The sequence below is a fragment of the Endozoicomonas sp. ALC013 genome (genome assembly GCF_049310205.1).
Classification (GTDB): Bacteria; Pseudomonadota; Gammaproteobacteria; order Pseudomonadales; family Endozoicomonadaceae; genus Endozoicomonas.
On the sequence record NZ_JBLYNS010000007.1, the window covers coordinates 46583 to 66273 of the forward strand.

Consider the following 19691-nt stretch of genomic DNA (forward strand, 5'->3'; position numbering starts at 1 on the left):
TCACATATTGCCCGCCCGGGTGACTTTGTCTGGGGGATCTGTCCAGAAAAGTGGTTCTATTTTCCTGGACAGCCTTATGGAAAAAGGATGATCACACGTCCTGCTCACTCAGGATTTGCCTGGCAACGTCCTTGTGCAGAATATTCGGTGTCTGGCTTTCCTGGTCAAATACGATCACCATGTCGCCGGATTTCAAGCGGGATAATACCTGCGCTACTCGCTTTGCAAGCGCGTCGTCATAGCCATTATCCGTCCCTTCACGGCTGACAAACTCTTCGATCAGACTGTTAAGCGTCTCGGGCTCAATCATGTCATAGGGAATAATCATTACCTATTACCTTCCACTGTTTTCACGTCAAGCTTCAGAGGTTCCAGCTCTTTAACCAGAAAGTGCTGGTTGGTGTACTCCCAGACCACATTCAGGTCCCATAGTGCGGTGCCATGGCGTCGTCCGGAGGATTCCCTCAGGTAGGCGGGTCTCGGGTCCTGGCCAAGTACCTGTTCGATCAGCAGAATCAGCTGCCTGCCGGTTCGCTGTTGATAACGCAGGCATTGGTGCATGGCCTGATCGGTGAACTTCACTTCTGCCATCGCCATTGGCAGGGGCGCAAAGCCACCCTTGGCATCAGGCAGTGCGTCGGCATAGGGCAGGTAAGGTTTGATATCGATAACGGGAGTACCATCAAGAAGGTCCACCGCCCCCAGCTTCAAGGTCAGCTTGCCATTGCCGGACTCAATGCCGCGCAGTTCAACCACGGACATACCCATAGGGTTTGGCCGGTGTGTGGAACGGGTAGCAAATACCCCCATGCGCTGTCGACCTCCCAGTCTTGGTGGGCGAATGGTTGGACGCCAGCCCTCATCCATGGTTTTGTGGAAGATAAAATGTACCCAGATATGTGAAAACCCATCCAGACCTCGTACCAGGTTTTCCTGGTTGTACGGGGGAAAAAGCTCCAGTGTGGCTTCAGCGGCGGTGACAATGCCGGGCTGACGGGGGATTCCAAATTTCTGGCGGTAGCAGGAGTGGATAACACCTATCTGTGCAAACTGAAATGAGTGGTTGGTCTCTTTCACGGTGAGTCTGACAAGTTGTTGGGCTGGATATAATGGCCGCAGGTGCTGTTATAAGCAATTAGGTTTTGTGACCACAGAGGCACAGAGTTCGAGAATAAATCATTTCTTTGTGTCTCTGTGGTGAAAGTCTTTAAACCATTGACTGCATTTGTGCAACGGCCCTGGCTATTCGTGCCACGCCTTCTTCCAGAACAGAACGGCTGCAACCAAAGTTCAGCCTCAGGTAGTTTTCATCGCCAAATTGCTTTCCGGGGGACAGGCCAACACCGGCCTTTGCAAAGAACTGGTGAGGATCTTCCAGCCCCAGTCCGCTGACATCAATCCAGGCCAGATAGGTGGCCTGCAGTGGTTCCATGGCAAGGCCGGGAATGTTATTGATGGCTTCCAGCAGGTAGTCGTGGTTACCACGGAGGTAATCCAGCAATGACTGACGCCAGGGTTCACCATGACGATAGGCCGCTTTCGCAGCAGTGTAGCCAATCAGGGCACTGTCCACTGACGGCACAATACCGGTGCGAACCTGGTTGAACTGATGACGTAACTGATGATTGGGAATAATCGCGAATGCACAGCCAAAGCCGGCCAGATTGAAGGTTTTCGACGGTGACATCAGGGTGACTGAATTGTCTCGGGCAAATTCGCTGATGGCCGCATAGGGAATATGTTCCGCACGGCGATCAAGAATCAGGTCGCAATGCACTTCATCGGAGCAGACCACAAGGCCATGTTTTTTACAGAGTTGCTCAAGCTTCTCCAGTTCTGCCCGGGTAAATACCCGACCGTTCGGGTTTTGCGGGTTGCAGAGCATCAGTAGTTTGCAGCTCGGGGTGATTTTCTGCTCCAGGCTGTGGAGATCGAGCACCCATTGGCCGTTTTGTTTAACCCATTCCACACCGATTAACTCACGTCCGGCCAGTTTGGGTGCCATAAGAAAGGGATAGTAGACAGGAACGGGGGAAATGACGCCTTCGCTTTGGTTGGCATAAGCACGAACACAGACATTCAGGGCAGAAACCAGGCCCGGCATCCAGACAATCCATTCTGGCTCAATATCCCAGTGGTAGAGATGGCGGCAGCGCTCAACGACAAGTTGTTCCAGTTCGCTGTCTGGCTCGGTGTAACCAAAAACCCCATGGTCGATGCGCTGGTGCAGTGCTTCGATGATTTCAGGCGCTGACTGGAAATCCATATCCGCTACCCACATGGGGAGAACGTCAGGGCTGAAGCGCTCCCATTTAAGGCTGGAGGTGTTGGTTCGATCCACCACTTTGTCGAAATCGATGTTCATTGCGCTATCCAGTGTTTGTTTTCCAGTGTTTATTTTCTGGGTATCTTATCAATATTCAGTTTTTTAATTGGCTTTTGGAATAAAATTTGGAACAAACGCCTAAAACTTTTGTCTACTGCTTAGTCATATAAAAAATAACATAGTAGAGTCAGGATGATATTGTTATCAATGACTTTGCCGGGATTTCCAGAATGCTCGACCGGTAATTCTTGATAGGGCAATTTCAGACAAGGCCCTTTAATCAACAGGGCCTTGCAGCTGCCAATGATGGCCCGAATCAGTTTATCAATGATGTGTTGTAGTAACTTTCAATAGCCTCACGATCTCCCCGAAAGATCACTTTACCCTCCTTCTGCTCCAGCTGATAGTCGTACATGGGGTCGTAATAATTGCTGAGCAGATCACTGATCAGAGGGCTGTAGCCTGCTATTCCCCCGCCCGATCTATGTTGCGCGATGGCGTTTTCCAGAATATTGGTTAACTGCTGATAGCGTTCTCCACCCAGTCGGCGGCGAATACGGTAAAGGCTACCAGAGAGGCCTTCGACAAATTGCTCAAAACCCTGTGGATCACCATAAGCGGCAATAAACTCGGCAAGATTGTCGGTCACATACTCCTTAAGACCAATCCTGACCCGCTCTTCCAGGGTCTCTTCAAGCAAAATTAACGGGGATTGCTGCATTTTGTCCCGCATCGTCTGGGGCAGGCTGCAGCGGCCAATCAGTTTACTTTCATCTTCCAGCAGTACCGGCATTCCGGGGTGCCTGTGACGGTGCTTCAGCAGCGCGATGGACAGGCGATTTTCGAAATCGATCTGGCCCGGCTGTCCACCGTATCGGCGGCCAAAGCTGGAGCCTCTGTGGTTGGCGAGGCCTTCCAGGTCAATGCTGTAAGGCAGTTGTTGAATCAGCCAGGTTTTGCCGGTACCGGTTTTGCCACTGAGGATAATGAATGGAATTTCATCAATGGAGCGTTCCAGTTCATCGATCAGAAAACGTCTCAGGGCTTTATAGCCACCTTTGATTAGTGGATAAGGGTAGCCAGATTCCTTCAGCCACTGCTGGGTAATATGGGAGCGTTGTCCACCACGAAAGCAGAACAGGTACCCTTTTGGCTGTTGCCTGATAAGTGATTGCCAGGCTTCGAGTCGCTGAGCCCGAATATCATCAGTAGCCAGTCTGTAGCCCAGGTTAACAGCCGCCTCAGGTCCTTCTTCTTTATAACAGGTACCAATCAGTTCCCGTTGGTGGTCATCCAGAATGGGGATATTGATCGCCAAAGGGAAGCTGCCCTTGGCGAACTCCACCGGGGCACGAACATCCATCAACGGAATGTCCTGAAGAAAAATAGACAGGAAGTCTTCAGTGTTGGCTCTTTCTTGATTTGCGGATGTCGTCATTGAGGGCTGCTGTGGCTGATCAAAACTGCATAGTTTCGTATCCGTAGCAGTGATTTGGCAAGTGTGAACAGGTGCAGGAGTAACCGTAACTACCGTTACTAAAAACCTACGATAATCATAGATTACTCGACACTGTTATTAGCCCCTACTGGAACGTCACCACAGCGCTTGAGCGAAAGCTAGATAGGAAACCCGGTGATCAGGTAACCTTGTTCCAGCTGGTATTTCAGCGCATCTTCCGAACTGCTGCCCTGTAACCAGTCGACATTTGCAAGCTCAATGGTATTGGTCCAGTGGTGGGCGCTGGTACTGGCAAGGTTCAGGTTGGTGCTGCTGCCGTTGGTGTTCAGCGCCATGTAATCATAAGGCTGGGCGCTGGCTTCTGCAGGCAGGAAGCCTGAGATATCGATAACATCTTCTGCACTGTGAAAGTTGAATACCCGGTCATAAGCGGGTGCAGCTTCACTGCCAGCGTCTTCTTTCCGCCAGTAGAGCCTGTCTATTGCATGGCTGGTTCGGCTCAGCTCCAGAATATCGTTGCCAGACCCGCCTCTCAGTTTGCTGCCCTCATTGTTGGCATACAGGTGATCATCTCCGGCACCGGCATTTACAATGCCATCGCCCTTTAATTCAGCGGCTGGTGGTGCATACAGGGTATCTTTTCCCTGGTGACCAAACTGATGGGAGACAATCAGGTGACCCTGTTCAACCAGCGAGCTTAAACGTTCTGCAGTATCCATGGTGTTTCCCCCTGGCAACAGCGTTTCCAGCGGTATGGTATCCAGGGTAATCACCTCGGATAGTGCAGTGATCCGCGCTTTCCCATCCATTTCATCAATGGTGACCTGGTTCGCCAGATCACTACCGGACCACACCTCGTCAAGGTTCAGCAGCTGGCTCAAATCAATAACGTCCACGCCGGGCTCGAAGTCCCGGATAGCGGTTGTGCCTGTATCGCCAGCCTCAAAGAGGAACGTATCACGGCGACCATCGCCTGAGCCTGAGTACGCTCCCCCCCAAACTGTATTGTTTCCTGACCCGGGAAGTATCTGGTTTCCACCGTTACCCCCGGCAATGAGATCATCTCCATTACCAGCGGAGATCTTCGGCGTTGTGCCATCGGAAATGATAATATCGCTGTTTGGGGTGCCGCTGATGTCTTTACTTTTTTCAACCACCACAATGTTCAGGGCAATGACATCACTGCTCTGGTTATTCCCATCACCAACATCGGAGATGGCCTCAACATTCAGGGTATAACTTCCGGTTTGATGATCTTTAAGGTACAGGTTTGGCAGCGCACTGCTGACCAGTGCAATACCTGCTGGGCTGGAGGAAGGCGTGCCGGTTGGTGTTCCGGCATGGTTAACCAGCGATGCACTGCCTGGCAGTCCCTGAACAAGGGTATAGAGCTCAGTGCCGACCAGATTGCTGACCGTCGCAGCCGGATTGATCACTGAAGCCCGGATAAAAACAGGCGCTGGTGTTTCTACGGTGGTAATGATGCTTTTGCGATCAATCTGCAGTGAGGGCTTATCGGACTTTGGCGCAATGGTAATAGTGCTGCCCATCACGACTTCAGGGCCATAGGCCGTTGTCAGTCCATCGGTTTTATCAACAGACCGGACGGCTAACGACATCTGCAGTGTTCCATGACCATCGCCCGGATTAAATTCCAGCACGGGTAATGTGGCATCCGCTGTTGCGATGGTTGCGGTATAACCGCCTGAGCCATTGGCTGAGAATACGGCTGTCGTTTGGCCAGCAATGGTAAGGCTGGGTTTGATGGCCTCTGGCTCAGGAGGCATCAGCGTGGGGGTGCTGCCCGGTAAAATCGTCAATGTGGCCTGAAGTTCTTCCGGATGGTCATGTTTGTCTGAATGGCTGTCTGTGGTTTTGGCATTCAGACGAAAGACGATGGGAGTGTTTTCATCCCCCGTCATTGCCCCGGGAATGTGATCCAGTGTGATGGGGTCACCCACAGGTTGTACCGTAATCTGAAATGCCTGCTCGTCACTGCAAACCGTACTCAGGCTCTGTTCGTGGCTGTGACTTTTCAGGGTCAGTTGCACGACACCGCTGAAGTCTTTCACCGGCCTCAGGAACAGTGGCTGTACATGGCCGTTGTTATCCATTAAGTGTGCTGGAATCTGCCACTTCCCGCTCCCGTTAAAGGGCAGGGGGTTGCCGAAACTGTCCTTGACCACCTTGCCATCAGGCAGGCCAGAGAGCACAACAGAGATGACTTCAGAGCCATCATTATCGTTCAGGGCAGCAATCAGCCCTTTAATAGGGATATCTGAGTCTTCATGGCCTTCCTGATTGGGTGCAGTAAGGGTGGCACAGTGATTGACCGGTTTGACCATCAGCTCAATCACTCTGCTAAATACTTTGCTGTCGGTATCTCCGGTTCCCGGAGCAGTATCCAGTACTTCTACAGCAATCGGCATGGTGTAGGTTCCCGCCGGCAGTCCCGGTCCGGGAGTGAAGGTGAAGCTTGCTATCCGCTGCTTAAACTGCGTTTCTGTTTCGGATATTTGTCGAGCTACTGAGTTGTCCGGTTGCAGCCCATCACCATGGATAACGATATGGTCCGGTGGTTTAAAGACAACTTTTTCGATGGTTTCCGAACCATCAATATCGGTGGTTCTTAACTGCAGGTGCATGGGTTCGGGGTGATCCGTATCCTTCCACTCATCGGCCTCCGCTGCCGGTTCTGTCCAGGCTTTCAAGTCAGATACCGAATCTTCCGGTGGTTCATCCTGTGAGTTTCCCACCACCGGCAGAACCTTGAATGGGATCTTGAAGTCCGTTTTGCTGGTCTGGTCGGAATCAGTATTTCTCTTCAATATGTGATAGTCGATACTGTCCTCTCCGGAAAAGTCCCTGGGTGGGTGAAATTGAAGGTTTCCGACGTCTTCCGGCCTGGTGATGTACTCGGTGACCTCACCATCGTTATTCCAGCACACCGTTGTGAAACCTTTAAGGCTCCACCCGTGAAGATCCGCCACCGTTATACGGAATGTGGCTTCTTCCTTTGCAGAGGTGTGAGTCTGGTCGAGGTTGATGCAATGGTCTGGAATGGTGACGTAGTAATCCTCTTTACCCGCTACCGGTTCTGAGCAGACAAACAGGTTCTCCGGAGGTATCGGTTGACCCGGGTCTCCGGTATTCCCTTCGACAATGACCTGCACCCGGTCATGGAGCGCTTCCTCTTTGACAATGACCTGCATCCGGGCATAGCGCGCTTCCTCATCCCCAACGTCTTCAACAATGACTTTCGTATGGATAAAGTACGTGCCCTTCTCGGTAAAATGGACCGAGACACCATCAAGTTCACCACTTTGAATCAGCCATTTATCGTTATCAAAGATCAGATCCTGTCCTCCAGAGGTTTGCAGATGCCAGCCTCCTGTCATCTTGTTTCCGGCAGGGTCATAAACCTCGATTTCATATTGAGGTCGCTTGTCGTCTTTTATCCGCTCACTGCCATCTTTATCGGTGGCAACAAGTTGTAATGCCCTCAATGGAACATCATTTCCTGTAAAAGGCCCGGGGTTATCATGAACGACTTTGGTGTTTTCATCAGGGTTGAACGGTGTGGCTGGAGGCTGTTCACCATCAACTTCGCCCTGCCAGTCAATATGCCCACTGACGGTTACCTCTTTTTTCGCCGTTAAACCATTTTGCTGATCCGAGATTTCCACGGTAAAGCTGAAGTCGGTGCTCTGACGGGTGGGAGTTGGGTAATCATGATCAATCGTTCCATCTGAATGGATCGGTACAATGCGGATATCGCCTGCAGCAAGCATCTTTTTCAGTGCATCCAGACCGCCCAGGTGATCAACCAGGGACCCGCACTGGTTGGCCAGCAATGTGCCTTTTACCATCAGTTGGAAACCATCGGGCAAATTGAATCCGGTGATATCGCTAATGGCTTCGCTGCCATCACGGTCGCCCGGGGTGAACCCGGTAAGGGCCAGTGGTGCTCCACCCGAAAGAAATTTACCGGCTCTGTCCAGTTCAACTTCTTTACCCCGGATGGGGGCGATGGCTTGATCCCGGGTATCCACCACCGGGGCAAAGATAGCTCGCAGCTGGTAGTCAAAAATGGCATGGGCTCCGTCCAGTTCTGTCACCAGAACCTTCATGGGTACCAGTGCCTCACCAGCATAGTCCGGGGGTGGTTTCAACCGGTATTTGCCGGAGCTAAGATCAGCTGGCGTTATTTGGAAAAACGGTTTGCCATTAACGATATAAGCGATGGGCGGCTGTCGCCCATGGTTATCTTCCAGACGAAACCGGCTGTCTTCCAGCGTAGCGACTGAGTTCAGGCTTTCGGAGCCATCAACATCCGATGAGTGAAGATCAAACGTCAGTGGAAGTCTTTGGTCTTCTTGGCCACGGCCTGTCAACTCATTGGCTTTATACGGATTCACGGTCCAGGTATCATTCGGGGTCACTTCCGGCGAATCTGGAACCCCTTTGATGCTTATTTGCATAAACCGGTCCGGTGATATGGCTTCTTCTTTGCCAGCCACCGGTGTGAGCCCATCCTGAGTAGACTCACGACTGATGGCGTTTATCTGCAAACGAACATCGTCAAAGTTTGCCGAACTTCGATCTTTTCCCGGTTGATAATAGAGATGGTCAATATCCGGACCAGTGACTTCAAAATGATTCGTTGGGCCGTGTTTTATTTCTGTCCAGGCGCTTCCCTGCTGAATCCACAGACGGCCTGTAGCTTCTCCGGGCTTAACCAATGGTGTGACTGTCAGGAAGAGGCTTTCAGACCCGTCCGTATCCACCAGGGCTGCCTTGATGTGGCTGCCAATGGCAATGCGCTCATCTTCATTTCCCGTTATCTTAACGGTGTCAGGGTCCGCACCCGCAGGCATAACCACCAGTGTGGGAGGGTCTGCCACAGGTTGAACATTGACAGTGATTGTTGCCGGTGATCGTGCGGTTTCAACCGCAAAATAACCTTGTTCGGTTGCGATGGCATCCACCTTTATTTCCAGTCTGCCACTCCAATGTTCATCAGACTGAACAATCAGCTGCCCAAACTGCTCTGTCGTAAGCGTGGTCCCGGCATTAATTTCCCGTCCATGACACAACAGTTTCATGCTACCTGGTAATTGCGTTATCGCGTATGAGAGGGCTTCTGATCCATCCTTATCCATAAGCCCGGCTTTTATGCTGTTGCCAAGGGGAATGTATTGATTCTCTTCGCCGGTGACCACGGGTATCGGTTTGGGCCAGATGGGGGGATCAGCTATGCCTTTAATATGAATAACCAACGGAGTACTCAGGCTTTGAACCGGCCCCGGATTGTTGCTGATGGTGGCATTCAGGTTGAGCGTGACCTGGTGGTTGTGGAGGGTAAAGTCCGACGCATCGGCTGGGGGCAGATAGCCAAGATTGTCAGCGCTCAGGATGACGCTGCCGGAGACCATGCTCCGGCTCATGGCGGCAACGGGGATCTGTACGGTGTCTCCGGTGGCGCTGAGGGGATTGCCATTCCAGGTCAGCATGCCTCCCTGAAGATCGCTGGTGCTGAACGACAGGCTGGTCAGGGTTTCCTCCCGGTCCGGGTCACCAAGATCAATGGAAAAGGAGAGGGTGACAGGGGTGTTCGTGTCTTCAGGGCCTTCGGTAGTGATAACGCTGGTGAACGTTGCAGGCTGGTCAGCAATAGTGATCTGGAAAGGTGCCCTGCTGTGATCACCATCGCCATCCATAATGGAGTTAACCATCTTCAGAGTGAAGTTCTGTCCCGCACTGTGATCAAAATGAGGATTGGCAGGGAGTTGCCATTCGCCATCGCTCCGGACGGTCAGTATGCCTGCATCCGTGGTAATGGCAGTTGTGCCGGTTGGGCTGACTGGATGGACCATATTCTGGTAGCTGATGGCGGTGAGACTGGCATTATCGGCATCGGCATTCAGAGTGTCGTTGTTAAGCAGGTTGCCTTTGAAGGTCTGGCCTTCTGCCCCAATGGGCTGGTTATTTCTCCGGTAATAGTCGCCGTTGGCCACCGGTACGGTATCCATCACGGTATAGAGAAAATTCGTGGGTGTGGTGTTCAGGCTGTTGTCACTGTCACTCATCAATACCGGTATGGTCAGGGTGATCGACTCGTTCTGGCTGAAAGACGACATTGGGTGATCAAGGTTGTCCAGCTGTTCAAATTGCAGGGTGGCAGAGGTCGGTTGTGGATCACTCACGGAAAACCGGAAAACCGGCAGATGGTCATTGTCCCGGCTGATGGTCAGTACTGAGTGGTCCGGACCAGACACGGCAATACCGGTCAGTGGATTACCATCGGAGCTTAACCCGGCCACCTCCTGCTCAATGGTGGATCGATCAAACACGGGGACGGGACGGTCGGAACCCGGGGTATAGTTGAGGGTGCCGGTCACGGAAGTATCGTTGCCTTTGTTAATATCCGTGGTCGCCGGTGGCTGGGTGATCTTGCCGGGAGTTGGGTATTCACCGTCCCGCAGTGACAGGGTCAGGACGTCACTGGTTTTAGAACCATCGGCATCTATAGCTTGCAGGGTGTAGCTGACGGGCAGCGACGGGGTATTCAGGCCGGTCGGCGTCAGGTGATCAAGGTGGTGATACCAGGTGATGCCAATGGTGGCGGTTACTGAGGTGCCTGAGGGTACATAAATCACCGATCCATCATTCTGTATCGTGGTCAGACTGAAAATATGATCCTTTTGTTTGCCATCCTGAATGGACCAGGCTTCCCAGGTTGCAGGGTAGCGGATGGCGGTGGATTGGGCGAAGTATTTGATGGGGAGGCCATCGGCTGTCAACCGGTTGCCCCGGTCATCAAGGGCAAAGCCGCTGCTGTCGACGACAGGGGGCAGAAACCAGACTTTGGTCACGGCGTCGGTATCGGCACGAATGTCGACGTCGACCCGTTCGCTGACCGATGTCTTTTGATACAGGGGCTCGGTCATTTCCAGGTCACTTATCGCCAGCTTCAGTTCAAGATTGTTACTGATATCATTGATCTGAACCGGAATCCGTTTTTCCGTGGTATCACCGTCTGAATCCGTAATGGCCACCGCGATGGATAAAGGCCAGCGGCCCTTATCCTGATTCATGGGATGGGAGAGCTTTACCGTGTAGTGCAGTGTGGCCGACAGTGCGGGGAGGGGGGGATCATCCAGCGTCACGGTGAGTACCGGGGATTCCGGCTGGGCAGGCCAGTGCAGGGAAAGGGTTGGCCCCTGAACGCTCCAGTTCAGTGGCTGGTTGCTGGCGAACAGTCCATCCAGTCCGGGCTGGCTGGTTGAAAATTGCCAGCTCTCTGGCACGATATGGTCGGATTTCGGGGTGGCTTTAATCGTCCCGGTGGCGGTAACCGGCAGGTTTACTTCATCGATGTTGATCTTTGAGGGATTGCTTAATACCGGGAATACACCGTCAACAAAGGTCGCCGTAACCGTACTCTCTGTAACTGCCGGTGTGCCGTCAATATCGTCAAAGGTAAAGGGCAGGGTAAGGATGATCCGTTGGTCATCCACCATCACTGAATTATTGCCCACGGTACCGGCCAGGTGATCCAGGGGGCGATCCAGCTCACCAATAACCCGGACATTCAGATCTTTGCCGTTATTGTTAATAGCTGACAGTGACAGAGTAAGAATATCCATGCTCTGGCCATTCTCGATAACACTGCCCCGAAGCTGGTTACCAGCTGATGTGAAGCTGACCGTAGCACCCAGTGAGGTCAGGATACCGTTCAGGTTATCAGGATCCGCAGTGAATCTCAGACTCCCGGGGGCGATGGCATCAGAGCCATCGCCACTCAGGGTGGCAATGGGGCCAGCGTAATACTCTGGATAATGGGGAGGAGTGGCCAGGTTGTTTTCGGTAAAGGTCAGGTTGGCCTGCTCATTTCCCTTGGCGGCTGCACCATCTTTAATGGTGACAAAAACAGCTGCCTGAGCCCTGTCACCACTACTGTCGGTGACGGTGTAGGTAAACTCCTGAGACAAGGGTTGCTGGCCAGGATGATACAGAGAGTCCCGGGCCGTGCAGGTGTAATGGCCATCCGGCTGTACGGTGAGTGTGCCGTAACGGGTTTCAATACGGGTGTCGGTTTGAAAATCAAACACCTGCCAGGTTTCTGTTATGGTGTTTTCATCCAGATAAAACCGGTCAAGGGAGACCTTGGTGACGGTCAGAGCGTCAAGGCAATGAACATCATTGCCCAGCAGATTGCCGGTCACCGTTTGACCTTCAGTAACCTCAATATAATCATCGGCCAGGGTAACGCCACCATCCATCACCGCCAGCGTTATGTTATGAGTGATGGTGTTGAGGTCATGGTCGCTGGCAGTAAGTACCACGGGAATCATCGCAGGCTCAGGTGCGGTGGGATCCAGGTTGGCCAGCTGTTGTACCACCAGGTGGGCAGACAGGTTGCCTGAGTTATCGGTGGTGATATTGGCCAGATGAATGCTGAGCACAGGTTTGCCGGACAGGGTCGATAGCACCAGACTCTGGTTTCCCGGTCCGGGATACAGGTTATCAAGATCCAGACTTTCTCCATCGCTTTTGGGCAACCGACTGGCCTGGGGGTTGTTCAGCTGCTCTGCGGTCCCATTAATATCAAACTGCAACTGGTCCGGTGGCAGGGGGTCGGAACCTTTCAGAACGGTAATTTGCCCGTAATCCGGAATGGGGCCGGGCTGGTCACACTCCTGGTCGATGGGCATGGTACTGACCGTGTCGTTTGAAAAGCTCAGTGCTGTGCCATCCAGAACCGTAAAGCAGATGGTGGCACTGTCGCTGTCCCCATCCGAATCGGTAACGGTAAAGGTAAACGTCTCAGTCAGTGTATTGTCGGTGGTATGAACCTGGTCAGGGGCAGCAGTATATTTCCAGGCCCCATCGGGATGGACATACAGGGTGCCGTATTGACCGGGGAATGGGTAAAAGTCTGCTATGTCATCGCTGAGTTTATGGCTACTGGTAAGCGGAGTGCCGTTAATGGCGCTCAGTAAGCCGCCATCGCTACCGGCTTGGACAGGGGTAAATAATTTGCCGTTATTCTCTCTCCACCGCGCCGTAGTCCCTTCCTGTACAAGAACTGGCGTATGATCCACCAGGGTTGGCACATCATCCGTGATGGTGACGACAAATCCCGCTTTGGAGTAGTGGGTTTTTTGATTGGCTGGAGAGTAAAGGCTTTTCTGATACGGCAGGGTAAAGCTGAGTTCGTCTCTGTCTCCCGGATGAAAAAAGGGACGGTCAACCTGTAAAGTGGCCAGGCCTGTGCCTGAGTCCGGCAGGGTAAACGTGAGGGCTGTCTGGGTTGATGTCCCATCATGGTAGACGGCAGTCAACGTTTTGTGGCCGGTGATCTGCCAGCTGACCGGAAAGCTGGAGCCGTTGTCAATAATGCTGATATTGTCGGGTAGATCGGTAAGGTAACCGGGCTCGATAGAGAGTACTGTGCCGCTGGCTGAAATGGGATCTATGTCCTTGCTAGCTCCCAGATCAACGCTTTCCTGAATGTTGATGTCCGAAGGGTTACCGAGGGGCATCAGATGATCGGTGGCGATGGTGCAGGTACAGTCTGCAACGGATGCCAGAACCTGGTAATTGCTTCCTCCGGTAATAGGCTCCATAAAAGGGGGATGGCTCCAGTGGTTATCCTCTACCGGAACCTTGCTCGGGACTTCGGTCGTTACCCTGTTTTGAAATAAGCCGGGGCCAAAAAAAACAGTAACCGGCTGTCCATTGTCAATACCTGTGGTCTCACCGGTTATGGGTGTATTAAAGGAATAGATGCCGTAGGTGTCGATATCGTTGATCCAGATACCTGCTTCGGTATCAATGGACAGTAGCAACTCAGCAGTGGCGGTATTACCGGCCATATCGGTAATTTGCGCTGTCACTGTATGGGAACCATCAGACAATGGATGGGTAATTTGTGCAGACCAGGTTTCGTTACTGGCAACCGGAATGCCACTCTTCAGTGGCTGGCCATCAGCGAACAGTGTTATCGTACCGTTGACTTCACCGGTGCCGGTCATCACCGGTGTGTTTTCACTGGTGGGATTGTCGTGCGTATCGGCTGCCTTGCCGTAACAGGAGTCACTCTGAGGAGCTAGCTCAAGGGTGATTTCGGTGACGGTATCCAGCAGAAACGTCGTGCTGTCTCTGGCAATATTACCAGCCAGATCGCTGGTTTCTGCTGTTATGGTAATAGGGCCATTGAATAACCCGCTCCCGGTAAGATCCGGTGCTTCAATTTGCCAGCTGCTGCCATGGCTGTTCACCGTTGTTTTCAGCTGCAATTGATGGCCGACCTTATCCGTCAGGGTCAAGGTAACCGGGCGCAGGGGTTCGACATTCACCACCCGGCCAGCGATGGTCAGCGCCCGGGACTCCCGGTCGTTGACGATATTATCCGGGGTGATTGGTGTATCAATGGTAATCAGTGCCAGGCTATCCATAGTGGTCTGGTCACTGTCGCCCTCATGCAACGTTTCCGTGATCTCCGGCAGATGATCCGGCCCCGTTCCAATGCCTGCATAGGGTGTGATTGTCGGCGTATACAGGGGAATGATGGTGGGAGTCATCAGTCCTTCATCAGCGGTCTTTTCGTTTGCGTCCCTTCTGTTATCGCCAGCCAACGTGATTGATGGCGTGTCTGACAACAGATAATCATTGGCGTTGTTTAGCTCACTGACGGATAAAGCACCGGCTGCTATAGGATGAATCAGGATATCTGCGTTGCCTTCAAGCTCAATCAGCTCGCCAGCAGTCAGCGGTTCTCCTTCTGCCAGCAACTGACGACGTTGGCCTGACAACAGCTTCCAGGCATGGCCGACAACGCTAATGATCCTGCCATCATTACGCAGCAAAACGAGTTTATTCATGGTGTGGCACCATTACCAGGAGCCCAGTCCGGCGGAAGCGTCAGTTTCAGCGACTCAAGCAGTCGGCCGGTAATATGAAGCAGCCGGTAGAAGGCATCGAGCTGTGCAGCCCATGCCCGGTTCCATGCCAGTTCTGCTTCAAGGCTTTCATTCTCTGCGTTCAATACATCCAGTAACGACCGTTCTCCAAAAGCAAATTGTCTCCGGTAGGCAGATACCATATCCTGGCTGTAGGCGACGTGTTTCTGTAATTGCGGAATTTGTCTGTTCAGCTGAGTATGGGCTTCCCATGCGAGACGGGCTTCTTGCTGGGTATCCAGCAATGCCTGGTGGTATATATCTTTCGCTTCATTCCAGCGGCTGAGGGATGCCTTGATACGCCCGGAATCAGCACCACCATTAAACAGGTTGTAGCGGGCATGGAACATCAGGCTGTAATCATCATCACGCCCGATCACGCCATTCGTGTTGTAGTGCCATGACCGGGTTGCCTCAAAGGAGATTTCCGGGTAGAAGCGTCCCTTGCTGGCCATGTACTCACTCTCTGCAGCGTTATTGTCCTGAAGCGCTGATTTGAGTAATGGATAGTTTTTGCCAGCCAGTAGTACTGCCTGCTTCATAGTATCTGGCAGTCGTTCAAAATCAGGCACAGGTTCGTGAAGAGTGCTGGTTGGGACTCCCACCAGCCGGGCAAACTGGCAACGGGCATCCTGCAAATTGTTGTCAGCAGCAATGGTATTGGACTGAGCCCTCGCCAGTCGGCCACTGACAAGACTGAGGTCTGCAGTGCTCTGCACACCGGACTCAGAACGTTTGAAAATGTTGTAGTAGATATCCTGGTGAATCTTCAGGTTTTGCTCGGACATGGCCAATGCCCTTTCCATCATGATCACAGTCAGATAGGTCTGAGTGACTTTGAGTGCCATCTCGGAAGCGGTGGTTATCAGTCGGTACTGTGCAGAGCGTGTGCTGGCTTCAGATCTATTACTGTCGTGTATTGTGGAAAAACCGGCAAAAAGCACCTGGCGAAGCGCAATGGAAGACTCATACCTATGAAGTCGGTCATCACTGTCAGGCCCACCGGCACGGGTTGCCGGGTTGGAGGTCCATTCATAGCCGGAGCCTCCCTGTACATGCAATGTTGGCAGGAATCCTGATTTGGCAATGCTTTGCTCATGAACGCGGGTCTGCACTTTTTGCATGGCCAGATGCAGCTCCGGGCTCGTCATCAGTGCAGTAGAGACGGCTTCTGCCAAACTTTGCCCACTTGCTGACGGGATGTTAGCAGCAACCATCAGCACAGGCAGCCAGAAGCGAAGATGATGAATACCGGCAGGACGCTTCATACTCATAACCATGTTGAAAATGTTCCGGGGATGATCTTTCCCGTATCGGGGGCAGTGAGGTTCAGGCAAACAAGGTGAGCTACCTGACAATTAACAACTGACAAGAACCAAGGATAAAAACTCTGAGTAAGAATAGATGATTTTTTGTTGTGCCTGGCTGAGAATGGCGGGGGAGGCATTTCTACCCTAGGCTCTGTTTTGCATAATGCTGAACCTGTCTCTGGATGGAGTTGCAATGGCGCAAAGCCCTTTACTGACCAGCTTGATCTGGATTGCCAGGTTTCATGGGATCAGGGTCATTGCAGAAAGTGTACTGACGGGGTTGCCCGTTCAACCAGATAAGTTTCCAGAAGAATATCTGGAGCGGGCTGCCGTGAATGCAGGGCTTACGTTGTTTACCAGGTCGCTGGTATCCCATGGATCACTGGAAGAAAACTGTCCACCTTCGTGCCTTCCCTGTATTGTCTGGTTGGCACAGTCACCCATCGTTGTGGTGCAGATTACCAAAGAGTATGTTGAGTTCCGTCAACCGAAACTTGGGATGACCGCTGAGCGTCTGCATCCTGACGACTTTCTCCAGAGTATTGACAACCGCATTGTTTTTTTCAGTCGCGCCAGGTTTGAGGATGATCGTGATCCGGACTATCCACCGGACTGGCGAGATCACTGGTTCTGGGGTTCGTTACTGGAATGTCGTCGTATTTATCGGGAAGTGTTGTTAGCGTCTCTGCTGATCAATGTTTTTGCCCTTGCGGTGCCACTCTTTGTTCGTCTGATCTATGACCGGGTGATTCCCGGTATGGCACTGACCACGCTGAATACACTGACCATCGGTGTGGTGGTTGTTATCTCTTTCGAATTGATCTGCCGACAGCTGCGCACCCGGTTTATTGATATAGCTGCGAAAAAATCCGACCTGCTGATATCCAGTCAGCTGTTTGCCAAAATTATGGGAATCCGAATGTCGTTTATTCCTGCGGCCACAGGCTCATTTGCACGGCAAATTCAGGACTTTGAGGCTATTCGGGAGTTTATCACCTCCACTACGCTAACAGCCATGGTCGACTTACCATTTGCCATCCTGTTTCTGTTGGTTGTCGGGCTTATGGGTGGTCAGCTGGTGTGGATTCCCCTGCTGGTTATTGTTGTTATGTCGTTTGTCAGTGCAGCAGTTCAACCCCGGCTCCGTCAGAGTATCGAAGAGAGTGAACGACTTTCGGCACGAAAGCATGGGGATCTTGTGGAAAGTATTAACGGCCTTGAAAGCTTGCGGCTTGCCGGTGCACAGAGTCGTTTTCAGCAACGCTGGGAGCAGGCAACCGGGCATATGGCAACCTGGGGGCTTAAAACCCGGGCAATGACCGGCAATGTTACTGCGCTGGCAACCTGGCTGCAGCAATTGGCAACAGTTGCAATTGTTTATTTCGGCGTGATCTTCATCAGCTCTGGCACAATGAATATGGGCGCATTGATAGCCGTTATGATGCTTTCTGGCAGGGCGATAACGCCTTTTATGCAACTGGCCCTGTTGGGTACACGATATTACCAGGCTCGCAGTGCTTTTATGGTGATAAACCAGTTGATGCGAGCACCTGACGAGCAGAGTACGCAAATGGCCCATCGCCGGGTTAAAAAATTTCATGGGAATCTCAAGTTAAAACAGTTGTCGTTTTCTTACCCTGACAGTGTTATTCCTGCGCTTTCTAATGTATCCGTGTCCATCAACAGTGGTGAGAAAGTGGCTGTAGTAGGGCGCTCTGGCTCGGGCAAATCAACGCTTGCCCGTATTCTGGCGGCACTCTATCAACCCGACCATGGACAGGTATTTCTGGACAGTATTGCCCAGGGGGATATTCATCCGGCAACCCTGAGGGCGAAAATAGGCTTTCTGGCCCAGGATCCCTGGATATTTCATGGTTCAGTGATGGATAACATCACAATGGGGGCTTCCAGTTTCTCCGGGGAAGATCTGCTGACCACCGCGAGAGGCTGCGGTGTGACACTCTTCACCGGCGACTCTTTGGCTGCCCTGGAATACCCCGTGGGCGAAGGTGGACGACAACTCTCTGGTGGTCAACGGCGAGCCGTTGCATTGGCCCGTGCCATGCTGTCCAAACCGGATATCCTGATTCTTGATGAGCCTTCTGCTCATATGGATAGCCTGATGGATGCCCGGGTTCAGAAGACACTCAAGGGCTTAACGAAAAATGTAACTCTGATTATCATCACCCATAGAAGCAGCCTGTTGTCTGTTGTTGATCGTGTCATTATGTTGGACGGCGGCAAACTGGTATCTGATCAGCCTGTTCAAATCAGAGAACCTCAGGCATGAAAGCAAAATCATGGTCGGAATGGTTGCGGTTAACCGCCAGTAACCGGCAGCAGGCTCAGCTGATGGACATTACTGTCACTTCACGCTGGTTTATCTGGGTGATGGTTTTTTTTGTTGCTTCATTAATTGCCTGGAGTTGTCTGGCTATGATGGATGAGACCGTCACAGGCTATGGGCGAGTTATTCCTTCCAGTCGAGTTCAGGAGGTTCAGAGTCTGGATGGTGGCACCCTGAAATCTGTCCATGTCAGGGAAGGTGAGTTTGTTCATGCCGGGGATTTGCTCTTGCAGATTGATGAAACGCGCTATCAATCTTCCTTTCGGGTGAATGAATCTGAGCTGGAAAGCCTGCAGGGCTCTGTGGCCAGGCTGGAATCAGAATTAGCGGCACTGGCTGGGATGCTAAGTGGTTTATGGTCTGATGAACAACGTGACATCAACTTCCCGGAACACTTTCAAAAACATTTTCCTGAACAGGCACTGCAACAAAAAGCACTGATGAATGAACGAATGGCGGCACTGAACAGTCAGGTTACTATTCTCGACCAGCAAGTGATTCAGAAACAGCATGAACTGAATGAGCTAAAGGAAAAAGTAAAAACGCTGACCAGAAGCTTGCAGCTTGCCAATGAGGAGTTATTACTGAAGAAACCGCTCACGGATGATGGCGTTATTACCCGCGTAGAGATTATTAACCTTGAGCGAAGGGCAAATGAACTTCAGGGGGATCTGACCAATGCCCGGTTGACGGTTGCTCGTCTTGAGTCTGCATTGGAGGAGGCCATCGGGCGTCGTAATGATCTGGTGATTCGTTACCGGGCAGACTTACAAAAAGAGCTGCAGGATACACGGGATCGTTCCGGCAAACTACTGGAGGGGCAGGCAGGCCTGGAAGATCGGGTTCGCAAGGCGGCGTTGTATGCACCAGTGGATGGGTTAGTCAAAACGGTAAAGGTACATACAGAAGGCAGTGTTATTCAACCAGGAAGCACTGTCGTTGAGATTGTACCGGCAGAAGACCCTCTTATTTTTGAAGCCCGCATTCAACCGGCGGATATTGCCTTCCTGCAGTCAGGGCAAATGGCTCTGATTAAGTTAACGGCTTATGAATTTGCCACATTCGGAAGTTTGAAAGGAACTGTGGATACGATCAGTGTTGACACGCTGGAGGATGAAAAAGGGCTGCCGTATTACCGGGTTCGAATAGTGCTGTCGGGTGATAATAGCTCCTTGCTGTTGATTCCTGGCATGACAGGGGTAACCGATATTGTGACGGGGAACAAAAGTGTGCTTGAGTATTTTATAAGGCCTTTGCTGAGAAGTTTTGGAATATAGAACAG

The 19691-nt window shown here is 52.0% G+C and carries 8 protein-coding genes; 2 read left to right on the forward strand and 6 right to left on the reverse strand.

Features of this window, described 5'->3' with window-relative positions:
* Nucleotides 1–91 precede the first annotated feature (91 nt).
* From ACO6V1_RS03005 to ACO6V1_RS03030, 6 genes are all read right to left on the reverse strand, one after another.
* Nucleotides 92–328, reverse strand: coding sequence for a YheU family protein (locus ACO6V1_RS03005; protein ID WP_422465739.1), 237 nt, complete (start codon nucleotides 326–328; stop codon nucleotides 92–94).
* On the reverse strand, nucleotides 328–1077 hold the full coding sequence (gene tsaA / locus ACO6V1_RS03010) for a tRNA (N6-threonylcarbamoyladenosine(37)-N6)-methyltransferase TrmO (protein ID WP_422465741.1): 750 nt from the start codon (nucleotides 1075–1077) through the stop codon (nucleotides 328–330). The genes ACO6V1_RS03005 and tsaA overlap by 1 nt, the downstream gene beginning before the upstream one ends.
* Nucleotides 1078–1207: 130 nt before the next feature.
* Nucleotides 1208–2365 carry a MalY/PatB family protein gene (locus ACO6V1_RS03015; protein ID WP_422465743.1) on the reverse strand — a complete coding sequence of 386 codons (1158 nt, stop codon included), beginning with the start codon at nucleotides 2363–2365 and terminating at the stop codon, nucleotides 1208–1210.
* A 277-nt stretch (nucleotides 2366–2642) separates the two neighbouring features.
* Nucleotides 2643–3764, reverse strand: a complete 1122-nt coding sequence (mnmH, locus tag ACO6V1_RS03020; protein ID WP_422450497.1) for a tRNA 2-selenouridine(34) synthase MnmH — start codon at nucleotides 3762–3764, stop codon at nucleotides 2643–2645.
* 179 nt (nucleotides 3765–3943) lie between these two features.
* Nucleotides 3944–14674, reverse strand: a complete 10731-nt coding sequence (locus ACO6V1_RS03025; RefSeq protein ID WP_422465744.1) for an Ig-like domain-containing protein — start codon at nucleotides 14672–14674, stop codon at nucleotides 3944–3946.
* On the reverse strand, nucleotides 14671–16020 hold the full coding sequence (locus tag ACO6V1_RS03030; RefSeq protein ID WP_422465746.1) for a TolC family outer membrane protein: 1350 nt from the start codon (nucleotides 16018–16020) through the stop codon (nucleotides 14671–14673). Before ACO6V1_RS03030 ends, ACO6V1_RS03025 begins: the two co-directional genes overlap by 4 nt.
* Nucleotides 16021–16255: 235 nt before the next feature.
* Here ACO6V1_RS03030 and ACO6V1_RS03035 point away from each other — a divergent pair, with 235 nt between their 5' ends.
* Nucleotides 16256–18352 carry a type I secretion system permease/ATPase gene (locus tag ACO6V1_RS03035; RefSeq protein ID WP_422465748.1) on the forward strand — a complete coding sequence of 699 codons (2097 nt, stop codon included), beginning with the start codon at nucleotides 16256–16258 and terminating at the stop codon, nucleotides 18350–18352.
* A complete protein-coding gene (locus tag ACO6V1_RS03040; protein WP_422465750.1) occupies nucleotides 18349–19686 on the forward strand; it encodes an HlyD family type I secretion periplasmic adaptor subunit in 1338 nt (445 codons plus the stop codon). The genes ACO6V1_RS03035 and ACO6V1_RS03040 overlap by 4 nt, the downstream gene beginning before the upstream one ends.
* The last annotated feature ends 5 nt before the right edge of the window (nucleotides 19687–19691 follow it).